Annotated in this window: 13 protein-coding genes and 1 riboswitch; of the genes, 10 read left to right on the top strand and 3 right to left on the bottom strand. The window is 52.9% G+C overall.

Features of this window, described 5'->3' with window-relative positions; genetic code table 11:
• Window positions 1-191 precede the first annotated feature (191 nt).
• The 5 genes from ftsH to serA all read left to right on the top strand — a co-directional run bounded on the left by ftsH (window position 192) and on the right by serA (window position 7719).
• Window positions 192-2099 (top strand): ATP-dependent zinc metalloprotease FtsH, encoded by a 1908-nt coding sequence (ftsH, locus tag V6575_RS02955; RefSeq protein WP_340272541.1) that lies wholly within the window; start codon window positions 192-194, stop codon window positions 2097-2099.
• 182 nt (window positions 2100-2281) lie between these two features.
• Window positions 2282-3625, top strand: a complete 1344-nt coding sequence (gene glmM, locus V6575_RS02950; RefSeq protein ID WP_340272540.1) for a phosphoglucosamine mutase — start codon at window positions 2282-2284, stop codon at window positions 3623-3625.
• Between the two features lie 248 nt (window positions 3626-3873).
• The gene (locus tag V6575_RS02945; protein ID WP_340272539.1) at window positions 3874-4686 is read left to right on the top strand and encodes an outer membrane protein; all 813 of its coding nucleotides are present in this window, start codon (window positions 3874-3876) and stop codon (window positions 4684-4686) included.
• A gap of 170 nt (window positions 4687-4856) precedes the next feature.
• The gene (locus tag V6575_RS02940) at window positions 4857-6023 is read left to right on the top strand and encodes a phosphoserine transaminase (RefSeq protein WP_340272538.1); all 1167 of its coding nucleotides are present in this window, start codon (window positions 4857-4859) and stop codon (window positions 6021-6023) included.
• Window positions 6024-6132: 109 nt separating this feature from the next.
• Window positions 6133-7719 (top strand): phosphoglycerate dehydrogenase, encoded by a 1587-nt coding sequence (serA, locus tag V6575_RS02935; RefSeq protein WP_340272537.1) that lies wholly within the window; start codon window positions 6133-6135, stop codon window positions 7717-7719.
• Between the two features lie 56 nt (window positions 7720-7775).
• On the opposite strand, the gene V6575_RS02930 is transcribed toward serA, so the two are convergent.
• The gene (locus tag V6575_RS02930) at window positions 7776-8663 is read right to left on the bottom strand and encodes a DMT family transporter (RefSeq protein ID WP_340272535.1); all 888 of its coding nucleotides are present in this window, start codon (window positions 8661-8663) and stop codon (window positions 7776-7778) included.
• Between the two features lie 335 nt (window positions 8664-8998).
• Here V6575_RS02930 and V6575_RS02925 point away from each other — a divergent pair, with 335 nt between their 5' ends.
• The 4 genes from V6575_RS02925 to V6575_RS02910 all read left to right on the top strand — a co-directional run bounded on the left by V6575_RS02925 (window position 8999) and on the right by V6575_RS02910 (window position 14315).
• Complete coding sequence (locus V6575_RS02925; RefSeq protein WP_340272534.1) at window positions 8999-10291, top strand: adenylosuccinate synthase; 1293 nt, start codon at window positions 8999-9001, stop codon at window positions 10289-10291.
• Between the two features lie 258 nt (window positions 10292-10549).
• A complete protein-coding gene (locus V6575_RS02920) occupies window positions 10550-12271 on the top strand; it encodes a hypothetical protein (RefSeq protein ID WP_340272532.1) in 1722 nt (573 codons plus the stop codon).
• A 70-nt stretch (window positions 12272-12341) separates the two neighbouring features.
• Window positions 12342-12447: riboswitch (TPP riboswitch) on the top strand.
• A gap of 147 nt (window positions 12448-12594) precedes the next feature.
• Entirely contained in the window at window positions 12595-13350 is a 756-nt protein-coding gene (locus V6575_RS02915) for an ABC transporter permease (RefSeq protein ID WP_340272530.1), read from the top strand.
• Between the two features lie 26 nt (window positions 13351-13376).
• Complete coding sequence (locus V6575_RS02910; protein ID WP_340272529.1) at window positions 13377-14315, top strand: ABC transporter substrate-binding protein; 939 nt, start codon at window positions 13377-13379, stop codon at window positions 14313-14315.
• 126 nt (window positions 14316-14441) lie between these two features.
• Here V6575_RS02910 and rpoH read toward each other — a convergent pair whose 3' ends face one another.
• Both rpoH and V6575_RS02900 read right to left on the bottom strand, forming a co-directional pair.
• Window positions 14442-15326, bottom strand: a complete 885-nt coding sequence (gene rpoH / locus V6575_RS02905; RefSeq protein ID WP_340272528.1) for an RNA polymerase sigma factor RpoH — start codon at window positions 15324-15326, stop codon at window positions 14442-14444.
• A 185-nt stretch (window positions 15327-15511) separates the two neighbouring features.
• Window positions 15512-16537 (bottom strand): RluA family pseudouridine synthase, encoded by a 1026-nt coding sequence (locus V6575_RS02900; protein WP_340272527.1) that lies wholly within the window; start codon window positions 16535-16537, stop codon window positions 15512-15514.
• Between V6575_RS02900 and V6575_RS02895 the strand changes: the two genes are divergently transcribed.
• Window positions 16536-16901 carry a hypothetical protein gene (locus V6575_RS02895; protein ID WP_340272526.1) on the top strand — a complete coding sequence of 122 codons (366 nt, stop codon included), beginning with the start codon at window positions 16536-16538 and terminating at the stop codon, window positions 16899-16901. The genes V6575_RS02900 and V6575_RS02895 overlap by 2 nt on opposite strands.
• Window positions 16902-16965: the final 64 nt, after the last annotated feature.

Below are 16965 nucleotides of genomic sequence, written 5' to 3'. Positions count from 1 at the left end.
CTGCTTGTTTTTTGCCGACTCTGTCGTGGATAAGCAAGAAATGGCCTGTTTGTGCTGATTTTTTAAGAAAAAAGTCAGTGCAGTGGGGCAAGAGTTGGCTCAACGCCTTGGCAGAGGCCCTTTCGCGACCTATCTTGGGCTTCAAGTACAAACCCGCGCACGTTGCCGCTCATAGCGGTAAAGGGATCGAAATGAACGCAAATTTTCGCAACTTCGCACTCTGGGTCATCATTGCTTTACTGCTGATCGCCCTGTTCCAGCTGTTCCAGGGGTCTGGTCAGCGAGCTCCGACCAATGAGGTCGCATTTTCCCAGTTCCTGAACCAGGCAGAGCGGGGCGAGCTCAAGGATGTGACAATCCAGGAGCAGAAAATTTCTGGTCATTACAATACCGGTGGGGCATTCCAGACTTATGCGCCGCAAAATGCGCAATATGTTGACTTGCTTCGCACCAAGGGTGTGTTGATCAATGCACAGCCGCCAACCGAGAGTTCTCCTTTGATTGGAGCGTTGTTCTCTTGGTTGCCGATGCTGATCATTTTGGGCATCTGGATTTTCGTTATGCGCCAAATGCAGGGCGGCGGCGGAAAAGCCATGGGCTTTGGCAAGTCAAAGGCGAAGCTTTTGACTGAAGCACATGGACGAGTGACGTTTGATGACGTCGCCGGGATTGATGAGGCTAAGGAAGATTTGCAGGAGATCGTGGAATTTCTGCGCGACCCACAAAAATTCCAGCGTCTTGGCGGGCGCATTCCACGAGGTGTTCTGCTGGTTGGTCCTCCAGGTACGGGTAAGACACTCACGGCCCGTGCTGTGGCTGGTGAAGCGAGTGTGCCTTTCTTTACAATTTCGGGTTCCGACTTTGTCGAGATGTTCGTTGGCGTTGGGGCAAGTCGTGTCCGCGACATGTTTGAGCAGGCCAAAAAGAATTCGCCTTGCATCATCTTCATCGATGAAATCGATGCGGTTGGTCGGCATCGTGGCGCAGGTGTTGGCGGCGGGAACGATGAACGTGAGCAGACGTTGAACCAACTGCTGGTGGAAATGGATGGTTTTGAGGCCAACGAAGGTGTCATCATCATTGCGGCTACAAACCGTCCTGATGTTCTGGATCCTGCCTTGCTGCGTCCCGGTCGTTTTGACCGCCAGATCGTGGTTCCGAACCCGGATGTCACAGGTCGCGAGAAGATCCTCAAGGTTCACATGCGGAAGGTTCCGTTGGCACCTGATGTTGACGTCAAAACTCTGGCACGCGGAACGCCTGGCTTCTCTGGTGCGGATTTGATGAACCTGGTGAATGAAGGCGCACTTCTGGCAGCCCGGCGGTCCAAGCGCCTCGTGACTATGGCCGAGTTCGAAGATGCAAAAGACAAGGTCATGATGGGGGCGGAGCGCCGAACGCTGGTCATGACGGAAGAAGAGAAGAGACTGACTGCCTATCATGAGGCTGGTCATGCCCTTGTCGCTCTTCACCAGGAAGCGTCTGACCCGATCCACAAGGCAACTATTATACCTCGCGGCCGTGCGCTTGGCATGGTGATGCGCCTGCCGGAACGAGATCAGGTGTCCTTGACCCGTGCTAAGTGTAAGGCAGATCTTGCTGTTGCAATGGGTGGCCGAGTTGCTGAAGAAATGATCTTTGGTTACGAGAAAGTCACTTCGGGCGCTTCTGGCGATATCCAAATGGCGACCAAGTTGGCTCATGCCATGGCGACACAATATGGCATGTCCGATAAATTGGGACCCTTGCTGTATAGCGAGAATCGGATCGACTATTCTGGTGGCAGTAATCAGAATGTTTCGGATGAAACTCAAAAAATCGTCGACGTAGAAATCAAGTCTTTCGTGAATCAGGGCTATGAGACTGCGAAGAAAGTTCTCGGCGATTTTGAAGAGCAGTTGCATACGATTGCAAAGGGGCTTCTTGAATATGAAACCCTGTCTGGCGACGAAATCAAAAACCTTCTGGATGGGAAGCCGCCGATTCGTGACACTGACGATGATGAGCCAGTCGGGCGGTCCTCTGCTGTTCCGCCAACGGGTCTGAAGCGCGGTGGCGATGAGCCTAGCGGTGGAATGGAGCCGCAACCTCAGGCCTGAAGTTGATCGCCAATGTGATTTAAATGCCCGGTTTCGACCGGGCATTTTATTTTTTGGTCAGGCCTGATCAAGTTTGAAGATAGCCATCGTAATATTTGCTCATAATTTTTGAACCGTTTTGCCCGACAATGTGGGGTACAAGGGCCATCAATTGATAATTTGAAACAGGGTAGCACACACCTATGCGTAAGTTCTTCGGAACGGATGGAATCCGTGGTCGCGCTAATGTCTTTCCAATGACGGCCGAAATGGCGCTCAAGGTTGGAATGGCGGCTGGTTTGGCGTTCCAGAATGGTGACCATCGCCATCGGGTTGTGATTGGCAAAGATACTCGACTTTCCGGCTATATGATTGAGAATGCCCTGGTCGCCGGTTTTACCTCGGTTGGCATGGACGTGTTTTTGCTTGGGCCGATGCCGACACCGTCTGTTGCCATGCTGACCAGATCGTTGCGGGCAGATCTTGGTGTGATGATTTCAGCTTCGCACAATCCGTTTCATGACAACGGCATCAAGTTTTTCGGCCCAGATGGTTTCAAGCTCAGTGATCGTATTGAGCAGGAAATTGAGGAGCTTGCGGAAAGCGATATGACGGCACGCCTTGCGGGGGCAAGTGATCTCGGACGTGCCCGCCGCATTGAGGGGGCACAGCAGCGCTATGTTGAATTTGCAAAGCGCACGTTGCCACGTGCAATGCGTCTTGACGGTCTGCGTGTCGTCGTTGATTGCGCAAACGGTGCTGCTTATAAAGTCGCGCCGGAGGCCCTTTGGGAGCTCGGTGCTGATGTTGTTACGCTTGGCGTTACGCCAGATGGGTACAATATCAACAAGGAATGCGGGTCGACCTCTACAGACGGTTTGGCGCGCAAAGTTCGAGAGGTGCGGGCCGATATTGGTATTGCGCTGGATGGGGATGCTGACCGCGTCATTATTGTTGATGAAAACGGCGCAGTCATTGATGGCGATCAGCTCATGGCGGTCGTTGCTCAATCCTGGCAGGCTCATGATCGCCTTTCCAAACCAGGTATTGTGGCAACTGTCATGTCCAATCTTGGTCTTGAGCGTTACCTCGACAGCCTGGGGCTGTCACTTGCCAGAACAAAGGTTGGTGATCGGTACGTCGTCGAACATATGCGGTTGGAAGGTTACAATGTTGGCGGAGAACAATCTGGCCATATTGTCTTGTCTGATTTTGCGACAACCGGAGACGGTCTGATTGCCGCTCTTCAGGTCATGGCCTGTGTCAAAGAGCAGGGCCGCTCGGTGTCTGAAGTCTGTCGACGGTTTGATCCGGTTCCACAGTTGTTAAAGAACGTTCGATATGGGAGCGGCGCTCCGCTTGAACAGGCTGATGTTAAAGCTGCGATTGAGGACGGCGAGCATCGCTTGGGGAACACAGGGCGCTTGGTAATCCGAGCATCGGGAACAGAGCCGCTCATTCGTGTGATGGCTGAGGGAGATGACGCCAGCCTGGTCAATCAAGTGGTGAACGATATTACCGATGTGGTTGCCAAGTCAGTCGCGTGATTGAGCTCTGCGGCATTTTGTAATTTAAGACTCTGGTGTTTTTGATGGAGGCGCTGCGATTGATCGCAGTGCCTTTTTATTTATAAGTTCTTAATTTATATTTCTGTTGGTAAGAAAAAATTAAGGTAAAAAATCTCAGTTAAAGAACAGGGTTAAGTCGTGCTTAATTAATTCTGCCTATTCTTATCTAGATAGTTCAAGTGCGCGCCGTGGATAATATGCGGACGCCTGAAGTGAAGGACGAGGACATGGTTAAATATTTTAAGCGATTGTCTTTAACGGGCGCCGCAGTAATGATTTCAACTGCGGCCATGGCGGCAGATCTTCCTGCCCCGGTCATCGATTATATTCCGGAAATTCCGGCAGCTGGCGGATGGTATCTACGCGGTGATATTGGCTACAAAGTGTATGCTGACCCTACTGGTAGCTTTAATGATCCAGTGGTTGGAAATTTGCGCTATGAGCGGGAGTCAATGGACAATGCCTGGATGGTCGGCGTTGGTGTTGGTTATCAGTTTACCGATTACTTCCGTGGCGATGTCACGCTTGATTATGAAACGGCAGCGGAAGCCAAGGGCTATGCAGTCTGCGGAACCTGTACTGGCGGGTTTTCTAAAGAAAGTACAGATATCGATGTCTGGACTGTCATGGTCAATGGCTATGTAGACGTTGGAACTTGGCATAATATTACGCCATATGTTGGTGCCGGTATTGGTGCTGCATACGTCAACACAAGCGGCACTACTTCGGTTAATCCAGGTGGTACGACGACCAATTATGACGGTGACCATGGTGAATGGAACCTTGCATGGGCTCTGATGGCGGGGGCTTCTTACGCAGTCACGCCGAACTGGAGCATTGATGCAGGGTATCGTTACAAGAACCTTGGCACTGCCAAAACCGTTCGATATTACAACACGGGCACCGGTGGGACACGGTCTGAATTCAAGGACCTCACAGCACACGAGTTCCGCTTGGGTGCCCGTTATACTTTCGATAGCTATGCTGCGGCCTCCACACCGTCCTATTATCCGTCACAGCCGATCTCCAGCAATTTCTAAGCTGTATGAATAAATCAGGAAAGGGCCAGCCATCGTGCTGGCCTTTTTTGTGAGGTCAACCGGCTGCGAAATATTCTGACTAAACATTTGACGAAGCGCCTGAACAGCCCTAACCCTGTCGGTGGGCCACCCCTCCCCAACGAGGGGCTCCTATCTGTGAGGGTAGTTTTATGACTGCTATAATATCCAAGCCGGACGTGCGTCCGGTTAATCCAAATTTTTCTTCCGGTCCGTGTTCCAAGCGACCGGGTTGGTCCCTTGAAGGGCTGACTGACGCACCGCTAGGGCGTTCGCATCGCGCGAAAATTGGGAAGGTCAAATTGGCGGAAGCCATCGACCTGACACGAGACATTCTAAAAATTCCCGATGATTATCGGATCGGCATTGTTCCGGCCTCAGACACTGGTGCAGTTGAGATGGCCATGTGGTCGCTCCTTGGCGCGCGCCCAGTTGACATGCTGGCCTGGGAAAGCTTTGGTTCTGGTTGGGTTACTGATGTTATCAAACAGCTCAAGCTAGAAGGTGCTCGTAAAATCGAGGCACCTTATGGCGAGTTGCCTGATCTGAAGTCAGTCAATTTCTCCCATGATGTGGTCTTCACGTGGAATGGTACCACCTCTGGCGTTCGTGTTCCGAATGCAGACTGGATTCCGGCGGACCGGGAAGGTCTGACAATTTGTGATGCGACTTCTGCGGCTTTTGCGCAGGAGTTGGACTTCCCTAAACTCGATGTTGTGACGTTCTCTTGGCAGAAAGTGCTGGGCGGAGAAGCCGCGCATGGAATGCTGATCCTCAGCCCACGCGCTATCGAGCGGCTGGAAAGCTATACACCAGCCTGGCCAATGCCAAAGATTTTCCGCATGACCAAGGGCGGCAAGTTGATTGAGGGCATCTTTAAGGGCGAGACCATCAACACGCCGTCGATGTTGTGTGTTGAAGATTATCTTGATGCGCTGAAATGGTCGCAATCTGTTGGCGGGCTGGACGGCTTGCGATCCCGAGCCGATGCCAATTTGAAGGTCTTGGCGGACTGGGTGGAAAAGACCGACTGGGTTGATTTTCTTGCTGTTGATCCGGCGACACTGTCCAACACGTCAGTTTGCTTCAAGGTGGTTGACCCGGCTGTCACGTCGCTTTCGGATGCGGAACAGGCAGGTTTTGCCAAGGCAATGGTTTCAGCCCTTGATGCGGAAGGTGTCGCCTATGACATCGGCGCTTATCGTGATGCGCCTTCCGGCCTACGGATCTGGGCAGGTGCAACGATCGAAGCCTCTGATCTGTCTGCCCTAATTGGCTGGTTGGACTGGGCTTTCGCCGCGCAAAAAGCGCAGCTTTAAAAAACGCCCCGATCTGATTGCATCGCCCAAGCGATCATATGAATACGGAAAATGTGCTCGACCGGCTATCCGGCCGAGCCCTCTTCAACTCAATTGAGGAGTGTGCCTGATGGCTCCGAAAGTACTGATTTCTGATAAGCTCTCACCTGCTGCCGTCCAGATTTTCAAGGACCGAGGTATTAATGTCGATTTCCAGCCTGACCTTGGCAAAGACAAGGAAAAATTGCTCGAAGTGATCGGGCAATACGATGGTTTGGCAATCCGCTCGGCAACCAAGGTCACGGGAAAAATCATCGCAGCTGCTGACAATCTGAAGGTGATCGGACGGGCGGGGATTGGCGTTGATAACGTTGATATTCCGCAGGCGACTGCGCGTGGTATCATCGTGATGAACACGCCTTTCGGCAATGCGATTACAACCGCCGAACATGCCATTGCAATGATCTTTTCCGTTGCGCGCCAAATTCCGGCTGCAGATGCATCGACCCAGGCTGGAAAGTGGGAAAAATCCCGCTTCATGGGTAAGGAAATCACGGCGAAAACCCTTGGGCTTATAGGCTGCGGTAACATTGGGTCCATTGTTGCTGAACGGGCTATCGGTCTGAAAATGAAGGTTGTGGCTTTTGATCCCTTCCTCACGCCTGAGCGAGCCGTTTTGCTTGGAGTTGAAAAGGTTGAGTTGGACGACCTTCTGCGCCGGGCAGATTTTCTCACCCTGCACACGCCTTTGACAGACAAAACGCGCAACATTATCGACAGTGCTGCGATTGAAAAAATGAAGCCAGGTGCGTTCATTGTTAACTGCGCTCGAGGCGGCCTGGTTGACGAAGAAGCCGTTCGCAAGGCGCTGGATGACGGTAAGTTGGGCGGTGCGGGGTTCGATGTTTTTGTCGATGAGCCTGCCAAAGAAAACGTTCTTTTTGGCGCTCCAAACTTCGTTTCAACGCCTCATCTGGGGGCGTCGACGAGTGAAGCGCAGGAGAATGTGGCTTTGCAGGTGGCAGAGCAGATGTGTGATTATCTGCTGGAAGGAGCTGTTTCCAATGCTCTCAATATGCCGTCGATCACAGCTGAAGAGGCTCCTAAACTGACACCGTTTGTGCAGCTTGCAGAACAGCTGGGTTCGTTCGCAGGACAGCTGACGGAAAGTGGGATTCTGACTGTTCGGCTTGAATATGCAGGGGCAGTGGCTGATCTCAACACCAAGGCTATGACATCAGCTGCCTTGACAGGGGTTCTTACGCCTTTGCTGCAGACAGTTAATATGGTGTCCGCGCCAGTGGTTGCGCGTGAGCGCGGCATTGCGGTTGAGGAAATACGGCGAGAGAAAAAGGGCGCTTATGAGACCTACATCCGCTTGACGCTTGTGACCGAACATCAGGAACGGTCTGTTGCAGGAACAGTCTTTGCCGATGGCAAGCCAAGGATCATTCAGGTGAAGGGCATCAACATGGAAGCGGAGCTTGCTCCCCATATGCTCTATATTACAAATGAAGATAAACCGGGATTTATTGGTCATCTGGGAACAGAGCTGGGTAAAGCCGGTGTGAATATTGCAACCTTCAACCTTGGCAGAGATAGGCCGGGGCAGGATGCAATTTGCTTGGTGGAAGTTGATGGCGAGGTGTCACAAGAGGTGATGACCAGCCTTGCGTCGGTCTCACACGTCAAGCAAGTGAAAGCCTTGGCATTTTAGAGTTTTCTGGTTTCGAGATTGGAAACGGCGGCGCTGTGGTGTCGCCTTTTCTGTTTCTATCGGCTGAAGTGTTTCAGGATCCGGCCATCCAGGATCAGCAGCCCCAACAGCAAGAATGCGAGCCCACCGAGCTGATAAGCTGTGAGACTTTCATTCAAGAGTGTAACTCCAAACAGAACCGCAGCAGCGGTGACAATAAGAGTGACAAGCGAGGCGCTGGTCGCACCTGCCTCACTCAACAGTTTGAAATAGATCAGGTAGGCAGCAGCGGTTGCCAACAATCCAAGTGCTAAGACATTAAGCCAGACATGAACGGAGACGTCCGCCGGGCTCCACCCTGCGCTCGACCATATCGCCAGCGGTAGCATGATGAGGCTGGAGCCGGTCAGCTGACCTGTGGCAGAGATCAGTGGCGACAAGTCACTGAAACGACGTGCAAATGAAGCAGCCAGACCATAGGAACATGCTGCGCCAAGGCAGGCGGCTTGGGCCCAGAGCGGATCGTGACCTATGCCGGAAATTGTGGGAATGAGCATCAGGGATACGCCGGCAAAGCCGACAAGTACGCCGGAAATACGGTGAAGTTTAACGGTCTCCTGTCCCAGCAGGACAGCTGCGATCATGAAGGTGAAAATCGGTGTTGTGGCATTTAAAATGGAGGCCAGGGCTGCTGAGATTTCCGTTTGGCCCCAGAACAACAGCGAAAACGGCACGGCGTTGTTCAGCAAACCCATGATCAGGAACGCGGCGAGAAGCTTTGGTGTTCTGGGGAATGATAATCCCCGAGCTCTAAGGACGACATGTAGTGCGAGTCCTGCGATCAGGACCCGCAAAAAGACCAGCATGAGCGGGGGAATTTCAGCGATTGCGACCTTGGCGAACATGAAAGATCCGCCCCAGATGGTGCCAAGCAGGACGAGCAAGAGCCAGTTTATCAGGGTCATGGCATGCCTTCATGGGGGAAGAGGAAATGCAGTTGAACATTTCCCTAGCAGCCAAGTCCGGAGTGGTACACCCGAAACCCGATAGTGTTGACTTCTTGGAGGCGCATTAACCGGGACAGGCTAATAGCGCTCGGGTTTTCTTCATCGAGGAGGGGGTAAGGTGATGAAGAGTAAGACCTTTTTATGCCGTTGCGAAAAAGCTACCTTGGGGGTCGCAAGTTGTTAGCCGAGTGTCTATAGTCCGCCGCGTTTGCCTCGGATGCCTTTTCGGGGCTTGTTGTGTTTGCGCCTTTTTCAAAGGTGCCTGTATGCCGCTTCAGGAGGGCGTTTAATTCATGGCCAATGTGGTTGTCGTCGGGTCGCAGTGGGGGGATGAAGGCAAGGGCAAGATCGTTGATTGGTTGTCCGAACAAGCCGATGTCATCGTTCGCTTCCAGGGCGGCCACAATGCCGGCCATACGCTGGTTGTTGACGGTACGAGCTATAAGCTTTCTCTTCTACCGTCTGGTGTTGTCCGTGGCGGCAAATTGTCAGTCATTGGCAATGGCGTTGTTCTGGATCCGCATGCACTTGTTGATGAAGTTCAGCGGCTAGGCGCGCAGGGCATTGTGGTAAAATACGAAGATCTGCGTGTTGCCGAAAATGTGACGCTGATCTTGTCCTTGCATCGCGAGCTGGATGCTCTTCGTGAAAATTCCAATACAGGTACGCGTATTGGAACGACCAAGCGCGGCATTGGCCCAGCTTATGAAGATAAGGTGGGCCGCCGGGCAATTCGTTTGATGGACCTTAAGAACCTCACGACGTTGCCAGCCAAGATTGATCGTCTTCTGACACATCATAATGCCTTGCGCCGTGGCCTTGGACAGGATGAGATTTCTGCTCAGGCAATTTATGATGAGCTGACAAGTGTTGCCGATAAAGTCCTGCCGTATATGGATACGGTCTGGCGGTTGCTGGATCAGCAGCGCAAGGATGGAAAACGGATCCTGTTCGAGGGGGCTCAGGGAGCGCTTCTTGATATTGATCACGGCACTTATCCGTTTGTCACGTCGTCTAATACGGTTGCAGGTCAAGCTGCGACGGGCTGTGGCCTTGGGCCGACTGCAATCGATTATGTCTTGGGCATCACCAAGGCTTACACAACGCGCGTAGGCGAGGGGCCCTTTCCGACCGAGCAGCAAAATGAAGTTGGTGAGTTCCTTGGAACGCGTGGCCATGAATTCGGCACGGTAACCGGCCGTCGGCGCAGGTGTGGTTGGTTTGATGCGGTTCTTGTACGTCAGACAGTCTGCACATCAGGCATCAGTGGCATTGCCTTGACCAAGCTGGACGTTCTTGATGGTCTTGAGGAAATCAAGATTTGTGTTGCTTATGAACTGGATGGCGAGCGAATCGATTATCTGCCAGCCTCTCAAGGCGCACAGGAACGAGTCGTTCCGATTTACGAAACCTTGCCAGGGTGGAAAGAATCCACAGAAGGTGCACGTACCTGGGCAGAATTGCCAGCACAGGCTGTGAAATATGTTCGTCACGTTGAGGAACTTATCGGAGCTCCTGTTGCGTTGCTGTCAACCAGCCCTGAACGGGACGACACAATCTTGGTTCAGAACCCTTTCCAGGTCTAATTGTTCAAGTTTTGCAATGGTATGTCGGTATTCGCCAGCTCTCCTCGACAAGAGGAGAGCTGGCAATTTCCGTTATCCTTGTTGCCCGATGAACGATTGCATGTTCGCATGAGAAAACTGGTTTGCTTGCCAGAGCGGCGTTTCTTGAATGGCCACGGAACGTCTGGTGGCTAACAAGGGCTTCGCCTGCGCAAAAGTTTGGTATAAGCCTTTTAATACGGATGAGTTTTTACCGGCGCACAGCCGATTGGCAGGACAATGGCTGACTACTATTCCATTTTGAAAAAGACGATCGCATCGCTTCCTGAAAATAACGGTGCGGCTCGCCGCAGTGTTTATAGCCGGGCGCGGAATGCTATTGTCAATCAGCTGAAGGCCTATGAACCTGCGCTTTCACCCTCCGAGATCACAGCCGAACAGCTGCGTCTTGAAGAAGCCATTCGAAAGGTTGAAGCTGAAGCTGCACGCGAAAGCCTAGGGCTGATGCCTCAGGCGAAGCCCGCACCGCAGCCAAGCTCCTCAGAGCCTAAAGATACAGGTGCAGATGTCAGCCCGCCAATTGCTGAGCCTGTAGAGCAGCCTAAACCTGCTTTTGAAGCTCCTGCGGTTTCGTCTCGCGTGGAGCCAGAGCTGCGGCAACCTCATCCGCCTGTTTCACTTGCCTCTCCCTTGAAGGATGTGGTTGAGGAAGCTGGTAATCTTGGCGAAGCGTCGCATCAAGCGGTTCAAAACACCAAAGATGCAATGGCGGTCGAAGGACCGTCGGGACGTGATAAAGAACGGCAGGAACCTGCTTTCTCCGCTTCAAGCACTGATCAGGAAACTGAGGATGATGACTTAGCGGACGGCCGTGTTTTGCAGCGTGAGCCGCTGGTTTCTTCTGCCTCCGCCGACAATGGCCAAACCCAATCGCGCCGAAAATCGCGTGATCGTCAAAGAGCTTCTGCAACGCTGCCCGGCAACAGTGGAAAATCAAATTTCCTGCCTATAGCTCTTGTCGGAATCCTGATGGTCATCGTTCTTGTGATCGCGGGTGTTGTCTATTCCCAGCGAGACATGGTTTCAGACATGATGGCTGGAACGTCGAGTGAACCTGAAACCAGCGAAGATACCGCCCCTGTTGTTTCTGCACCTGTCGTCGAGACCGCTCCTGCGAAGACTGATGAAGCTTCGGATGCTGGCAAGAACGAAGACCGTTTGCTGGATGCCAGCGGAGAGCCAGCAGCTGCACCAGATGCGCGGACTGTGACCACGACTGTGATCACGCCTGGCGAACAAAGCGCGCCGCGCACTGTTATTCCTGCTGCGCCGACCGAGCCCGAAACGGCTACGCCTGAAGCATTGCCTCCAATGGATGCACCGGAAGTCGCAGCCGAAGACAGTGCGATTGCGGCGGTTACACCAGATACCGCCAAAGAGGTTGCTTCTATTGAGGGCGCGCAGAAGTCGATCCTCTATGAAGAGGGTGAAGATGCCAACGGGGCTGGGACTGCATCGCAGGGAACTGTTGTCTGGTCGGTCTCTGAAGCCGTGGATCTTGAGGGCGTGAAGCAGAGCGTTTTGAGTGCTGTTATCGAGATCCCGGAGCGGAATGTCTCCGTTGATATTCAGATCAAGCCGAATGATGATAAATCCTTGCCTGCGAGCCATTTGGTGGAAATCAAATTTGATTTTCCGAAAGATTTCCCTGCGGGCGAGATCGTGAATGTTCCTGGGCTTGTCATGAAGCCAACCGAGGAAGCACGGGGAGATGCCCTGATCGGGGCGTCGGTGAAAGTGTCTCCTGGCTATTTCTGGATCGCTCTGTCGAGCATCGAGAGCGAAATGGAGCGCAACATGGGCTTGCTGCGTGAACGCGGCTGGATCGATATTCCAATGTTGTATGAGAACGGAAAGCGCGGAATATTGACGCTTGAAAAAGGCGCGGATGGAACTGCTGCCGTTGAAAAGGCCGTTGCTGCCTGGCAAGCCGCCGGTTAGTTTTCTTTCCTCTGCTGTGAATTAATTCTTGCACCGGCTTGTTTTTATGAACGAGCCGGTGCATTTTTGTATTTGGTCCGAGGGGTGTTCCTGTACAGGAACTGAGATTGCTTTGAGCTGAACCCTTAGAACCTGATCCGGGTCATGCCGGCGAAGGGACGGAAGCCTTTAGCCTTATCCCGGATCTCCTATGTCGCTTTCGGTTCGTCCGAAGCTCGGAGATCCTGCTGTGTTGAATTTGTTGCGCGTTTACGCGTGTGCTCTCTTTGAAGGGCATCTGCATTCATTTGGTCGTCTACCTGGTCTCCTGGAGGTCAGGGAAGATGCGTGATTTTATTCTCGCGACAGCTCGCATAGTTGTCGGCATCTTGTGCTTTGTGGTGATGTGGGAGTTGCTTGTCCGGCTTCTCGAAATCCCGCCGTTTATGCTTCCCAGTCCTGCACGTGTTGCTGCTGCTTTTCAGGACCGCTGGGTTTTCCTTCTGTATCATGCCTCGTTGACAGCCTACGAGACATTTCTAGGCTTCGTATTCGGGGTTTTGGCAGGTACGATTTTGGCACTTGCTATGTGGCTTTCTCCACTCGCACGCCGAGCCATGTTGCCAGTTATTCTGGTGACCCAGGCACTACCTGTCTTTGCTATCGCGCCCATCCTTGTGCTCTGGCTGGGTTTTGGCCTGGCATCCAAGGTTGTCATGGCCGTGCTTGTAATCTTCTTTGCCGTCACTTCGACCTTTTTTGACGGCCTACGCCGGACAGACAGCGGGCTTGTCGATCTCGCCTGTCTTTACCGTGTGTCCCGGCTGAAGGAACTGATGTTCTTTCGTATTCCGGCTGCTCTTCCGGCCCTTGCATCCGGTATCCGCATTGCTGCTGTGTTTGCGCCTATTGGCGCGATTGTCGGCGAGTGGGTCGGGGCCAAGGGCGGGCTCGCTTTCATCATGCTTCAGAGCAATGCGCGGATGCAGGCGGACGTCATGTTTGCCGCGCTCATCCTGTTGGCCTTGATGGTTCTTACTTTACGCTTTTCCGTCGACGCACTTACGCGCCGAATGGTTCCCTGGCAGCTAGAAGACTGATGTTGCCATTCAATCGGAGTAATTTCATGAAAATACGCATCTACTCGGCAATAGCAGCCTTGGTTATGCTTGCAACGCCTGTGCAGGCCGCCGAGAAGCTGACAGTTCTCATGGACTGGTTCACCAACCCGGACCATGCACCTGTGATCGTGGCCCAGACGAAAGGCTTCTTTGAAGCCGAGGGCCTGGATGTTGAGCTGATTGAACCTGCTGATCCGTCCATGCCGCCCAAGCTTGTGGCTGCAGGCCAGGCAGATATTGCAATTTCCTATCAGCCAACCCTGCATGCGCAGATTGATGAGGGCCTGCCTCTCAAGCGTATCGGCACACTCGTTGCGACGCCGTTGAACTCTCTGATTGTTCTGGAAGATGGTCCGATCAAAGAACTGACTGACCTGAAAGGGAAAAAGGTTGGCTTTTCTGTCTCCGGCTTTGAAGATGCGATGTTGGGTCAGATGCTGAGATCTGTCGGACTGGAATTTGATGATGTTGAGCTAATCAACGTCAATTTCGCTCTGTCGCCTGCGCTGATGTCTGGTCAGGTCGATGCGGTCATTGGAGCCTATCGTAATTTTGAACTGACCCAGATCGAACTGGAAGGTAAAAAAGGGAAGGCTTTCTATCCTGAAGAAAACGGCGTTCCGGCATTTGATGAGCTTATCTATGTGGTTCACAAAGACAAAACTGGCGACCCGCGCTATGCAAAATTCATGGCGGCGATTGAAGCGGCAACCATTTATCTGATCAACCATCCTGATGACGCATGGGAGGCCTTCATCAAGGCCTATCCGAACCTTGATGATGAGCTGAACAAGCGGGCATGGACAGATACTTTGCCGAGATTTGCCTTGCGTCCTTCCGCTCTGGATGCCGGACGATATCAACGATTTTCGGAGTTCCTGGCTACAAATGGTTTGATCGAAAAGATTGTACCAGTCGAAGATTATGCGGTTGAAATTCGCTGACTGCAGCTACTTGGCCCCATCGACCAAATACAGGCCGTTCTTCAAATAGAGCCTGAGGTGATCATAGAATAAGAAAACCCCGGCCGCATGTGTGACCGGGGTCTTCTTTTGTGCCTGCTTGGAGACTTAAGCGCTTGGGCGCTCAAACTCTCTGGCGCTGTTGCGCACGGCCTTTTGAACCTTCTCAAAGGCGCGAACTTCGATCTGGCGCACACGTTCCCGGCTGACGCCGAATTCGCCTGATAGATCTTCCAGTGTAATCGGATCTTCCGACAAACGGCGCGCTTCGAAGATCCGGCGTTCACGGTCGTTTAAGACGTCCATCGCATCAGTCAGGAGCCTGCGGCGTACATCCAGTTCTTCCTGGTTTGCAAGCAAGGTTTCCTGGCTCTCGGAATCATCGACCAGCCAATCCTGCCATTCGCCAGCGTCTGCCTCTGCTCGCACTGGCGAGTTCAGGCTGGCATCGCCGCCCAGTCTCCGGTTCATGGAGATCACCTCCTCAGCGCTGACACCAAGTGTGGTCGCAATCTGGTTGACCTGATCTGGTTTCAGATCGCCTTCTTCCAGAGCCTGAATCTTGCCCTTGAGGCGACGCAGGTTGAAGAAGAGCCGTTTCTGGTTGGCGGTCGTGCCCATTTTGACAAGCGACCAGGACCTCAGGATGTATTCCTGAATTGCGGCCTTGATCCACCACATGGCATATGTGGCGAGACGGAAGCCTTTGTCGGGCTCAAATCGTTTGACGGCTTGCATGAGGCCAACATTGCCTTCGGAAACAACTTCTCCGATTGGCAATCCGTAACCGCGGTAGCCCATCGCAATCTTTGCAACGAGACGGAGGTGAGAATTCACCAGCCGTTCGGCAGCTTGCGGGTCTTCATGCTCCTTGTAGCGCTTGGCGAGCATGAACTCTTCCTGCGGCTGGAGCATTGGAAATTTTCTTATTTCGTCGAGGTAGCGGCTTAATCCGCCTTCCCCAGCAGTCAACATAGGTACATTCCGGGCCATTATATGCGCCCCTTTCTCCCGAGTTCACGTTCCCTTTTCAAAGCCGAATTGCGCAGTTCCCCCGCGCATATTAGACCGAAAAACCTTGGCGAACGTCCATTTCCGGTGCCCATGTTATGGCGCACCAACCTTTTTAATATAGGTAGGAATGCGCCATTTTCATGTGTTTTGACGCAAATGTTATTCTAAAATTTTTGTAATGCTCGAAATAACTGTTCAAGATCAGCTGGATATGGGCTCTCAAACCGGAGCGTTTCACCGCTTACCGGGTGCGCGAATGCCAGAAGGCCAGCGTGCAGCGCTTGCCTTGGAAAGTCTGCAATTATGGATTTCAGCGGGTCTTCCAAACGGTTGACCTTGGTCTTGTAGCCAGCTCCATAATCCTGATCGCCGATCAACGGATGATTGATATGGCTCATATGGACACGGATCTGATGGGTGCGGCCTGTTTCAAGGCGACACTCCATCAGTGATGCGAGGGGCGGCTGATCCTCTGGGCCAAATCGTTCTTTGACCTGCCAATGGGTGATCGCGTGGCGGCCACTGGTCTTGACCACGGCGATCTTCTGTCGATTTGTATGTGAGCGGGCAAGATTGGCATCGATGGTGCCTTTCAGACTGGCGGGAGCTCCCCATACCAGAGCGGAATAAGCGCGTTCCAGCGGGCCGGTCTTGCCGTGATCTGCAAATTGGGCTGACAGTCCTTGATGCGCTACATCGGTTTTCGCGACGACCAGCAAACCCGTGGTGTCCTTGTCGATGCGGTGCACGATGCCAGGTCTCTTGACACCACCGACGCCTGACAGACTGTCGCCGCAATGATGGATGAGCGCGTTGACGAGGGTTCCTGTCCAATTGCCAGCACCTGGGTGCACGACAAGTCCTGCGGGTTTGTCGATGACGATCAGTTGGCTGTCTTCATAGACTATGGACAGGGGGATGGCTTCGCCAATGGGATCCGGGTCTTCGGCTTCGGGAACCGATAGGGTGAGTATCTGACCTTCGTTGACCCGGAATTTCGTCTCCACTATCTTGGCGCCGTCCACGGTGACCTCACCGGCACGGATCAGAGCCTGTACGCGGTTACGGCTCAATGTATCCAGTTGCCCCGCCAGGACGGCATCCAAGCGCTTGCCGATGTCTTCTATATCAACCTGATAGGTGAAGTCCGCGTCCGTGTCGGCGGTGTCTTCTGGAGTTATATCGTTCATGAATCAACCTGAGCTCGACGGCAAAGAGGGCAAGAGTCCTGATGAGCAGCCGCTCGATCCTGCGACCTTGCGTGTGCAAGCGAAGCTGAAACGCCTGTTGGCTGGCTCTTCCCTTGTCATGTTTGCGGGATTTATCGCTGTCTTCGCAGCTATTTTCTATAAGATCAACTATTCCGGCGAACGGATTGCTGGAGATGCCATTCCAGCGTCCATTGCGATCGGGCCAGATGCTGTGGTTCAGGATATGGAACTCGTCAACGGGCGGCTTGTGGTTTTGGTCCGTGAAGGGACCAAAACAGCCATGCTGCATTTTGATCCATCCAGCGGTGCTTTGCTTGGACGAACGGATTTCGTTGCCCGTTAGTTTCAAGTTATAAACAGGCCAAGTTGGCTAAATACCAAAAAGGGACTTGCGCGGAACCATTCTG

It is taken from the genome of Roseibium algae (assembly GCF_037783265.1).
Lineage (GTDB): Bacteria > Pseudomonadota > Alphaproteobacteria > Rhizobiales > Stappiaceae > Roseibium > Roseibium algae.
Note: the sequence above shows the minus strand (reverse complement) of the source record. Positions and strands in the feature narration are given on the sequence as shown.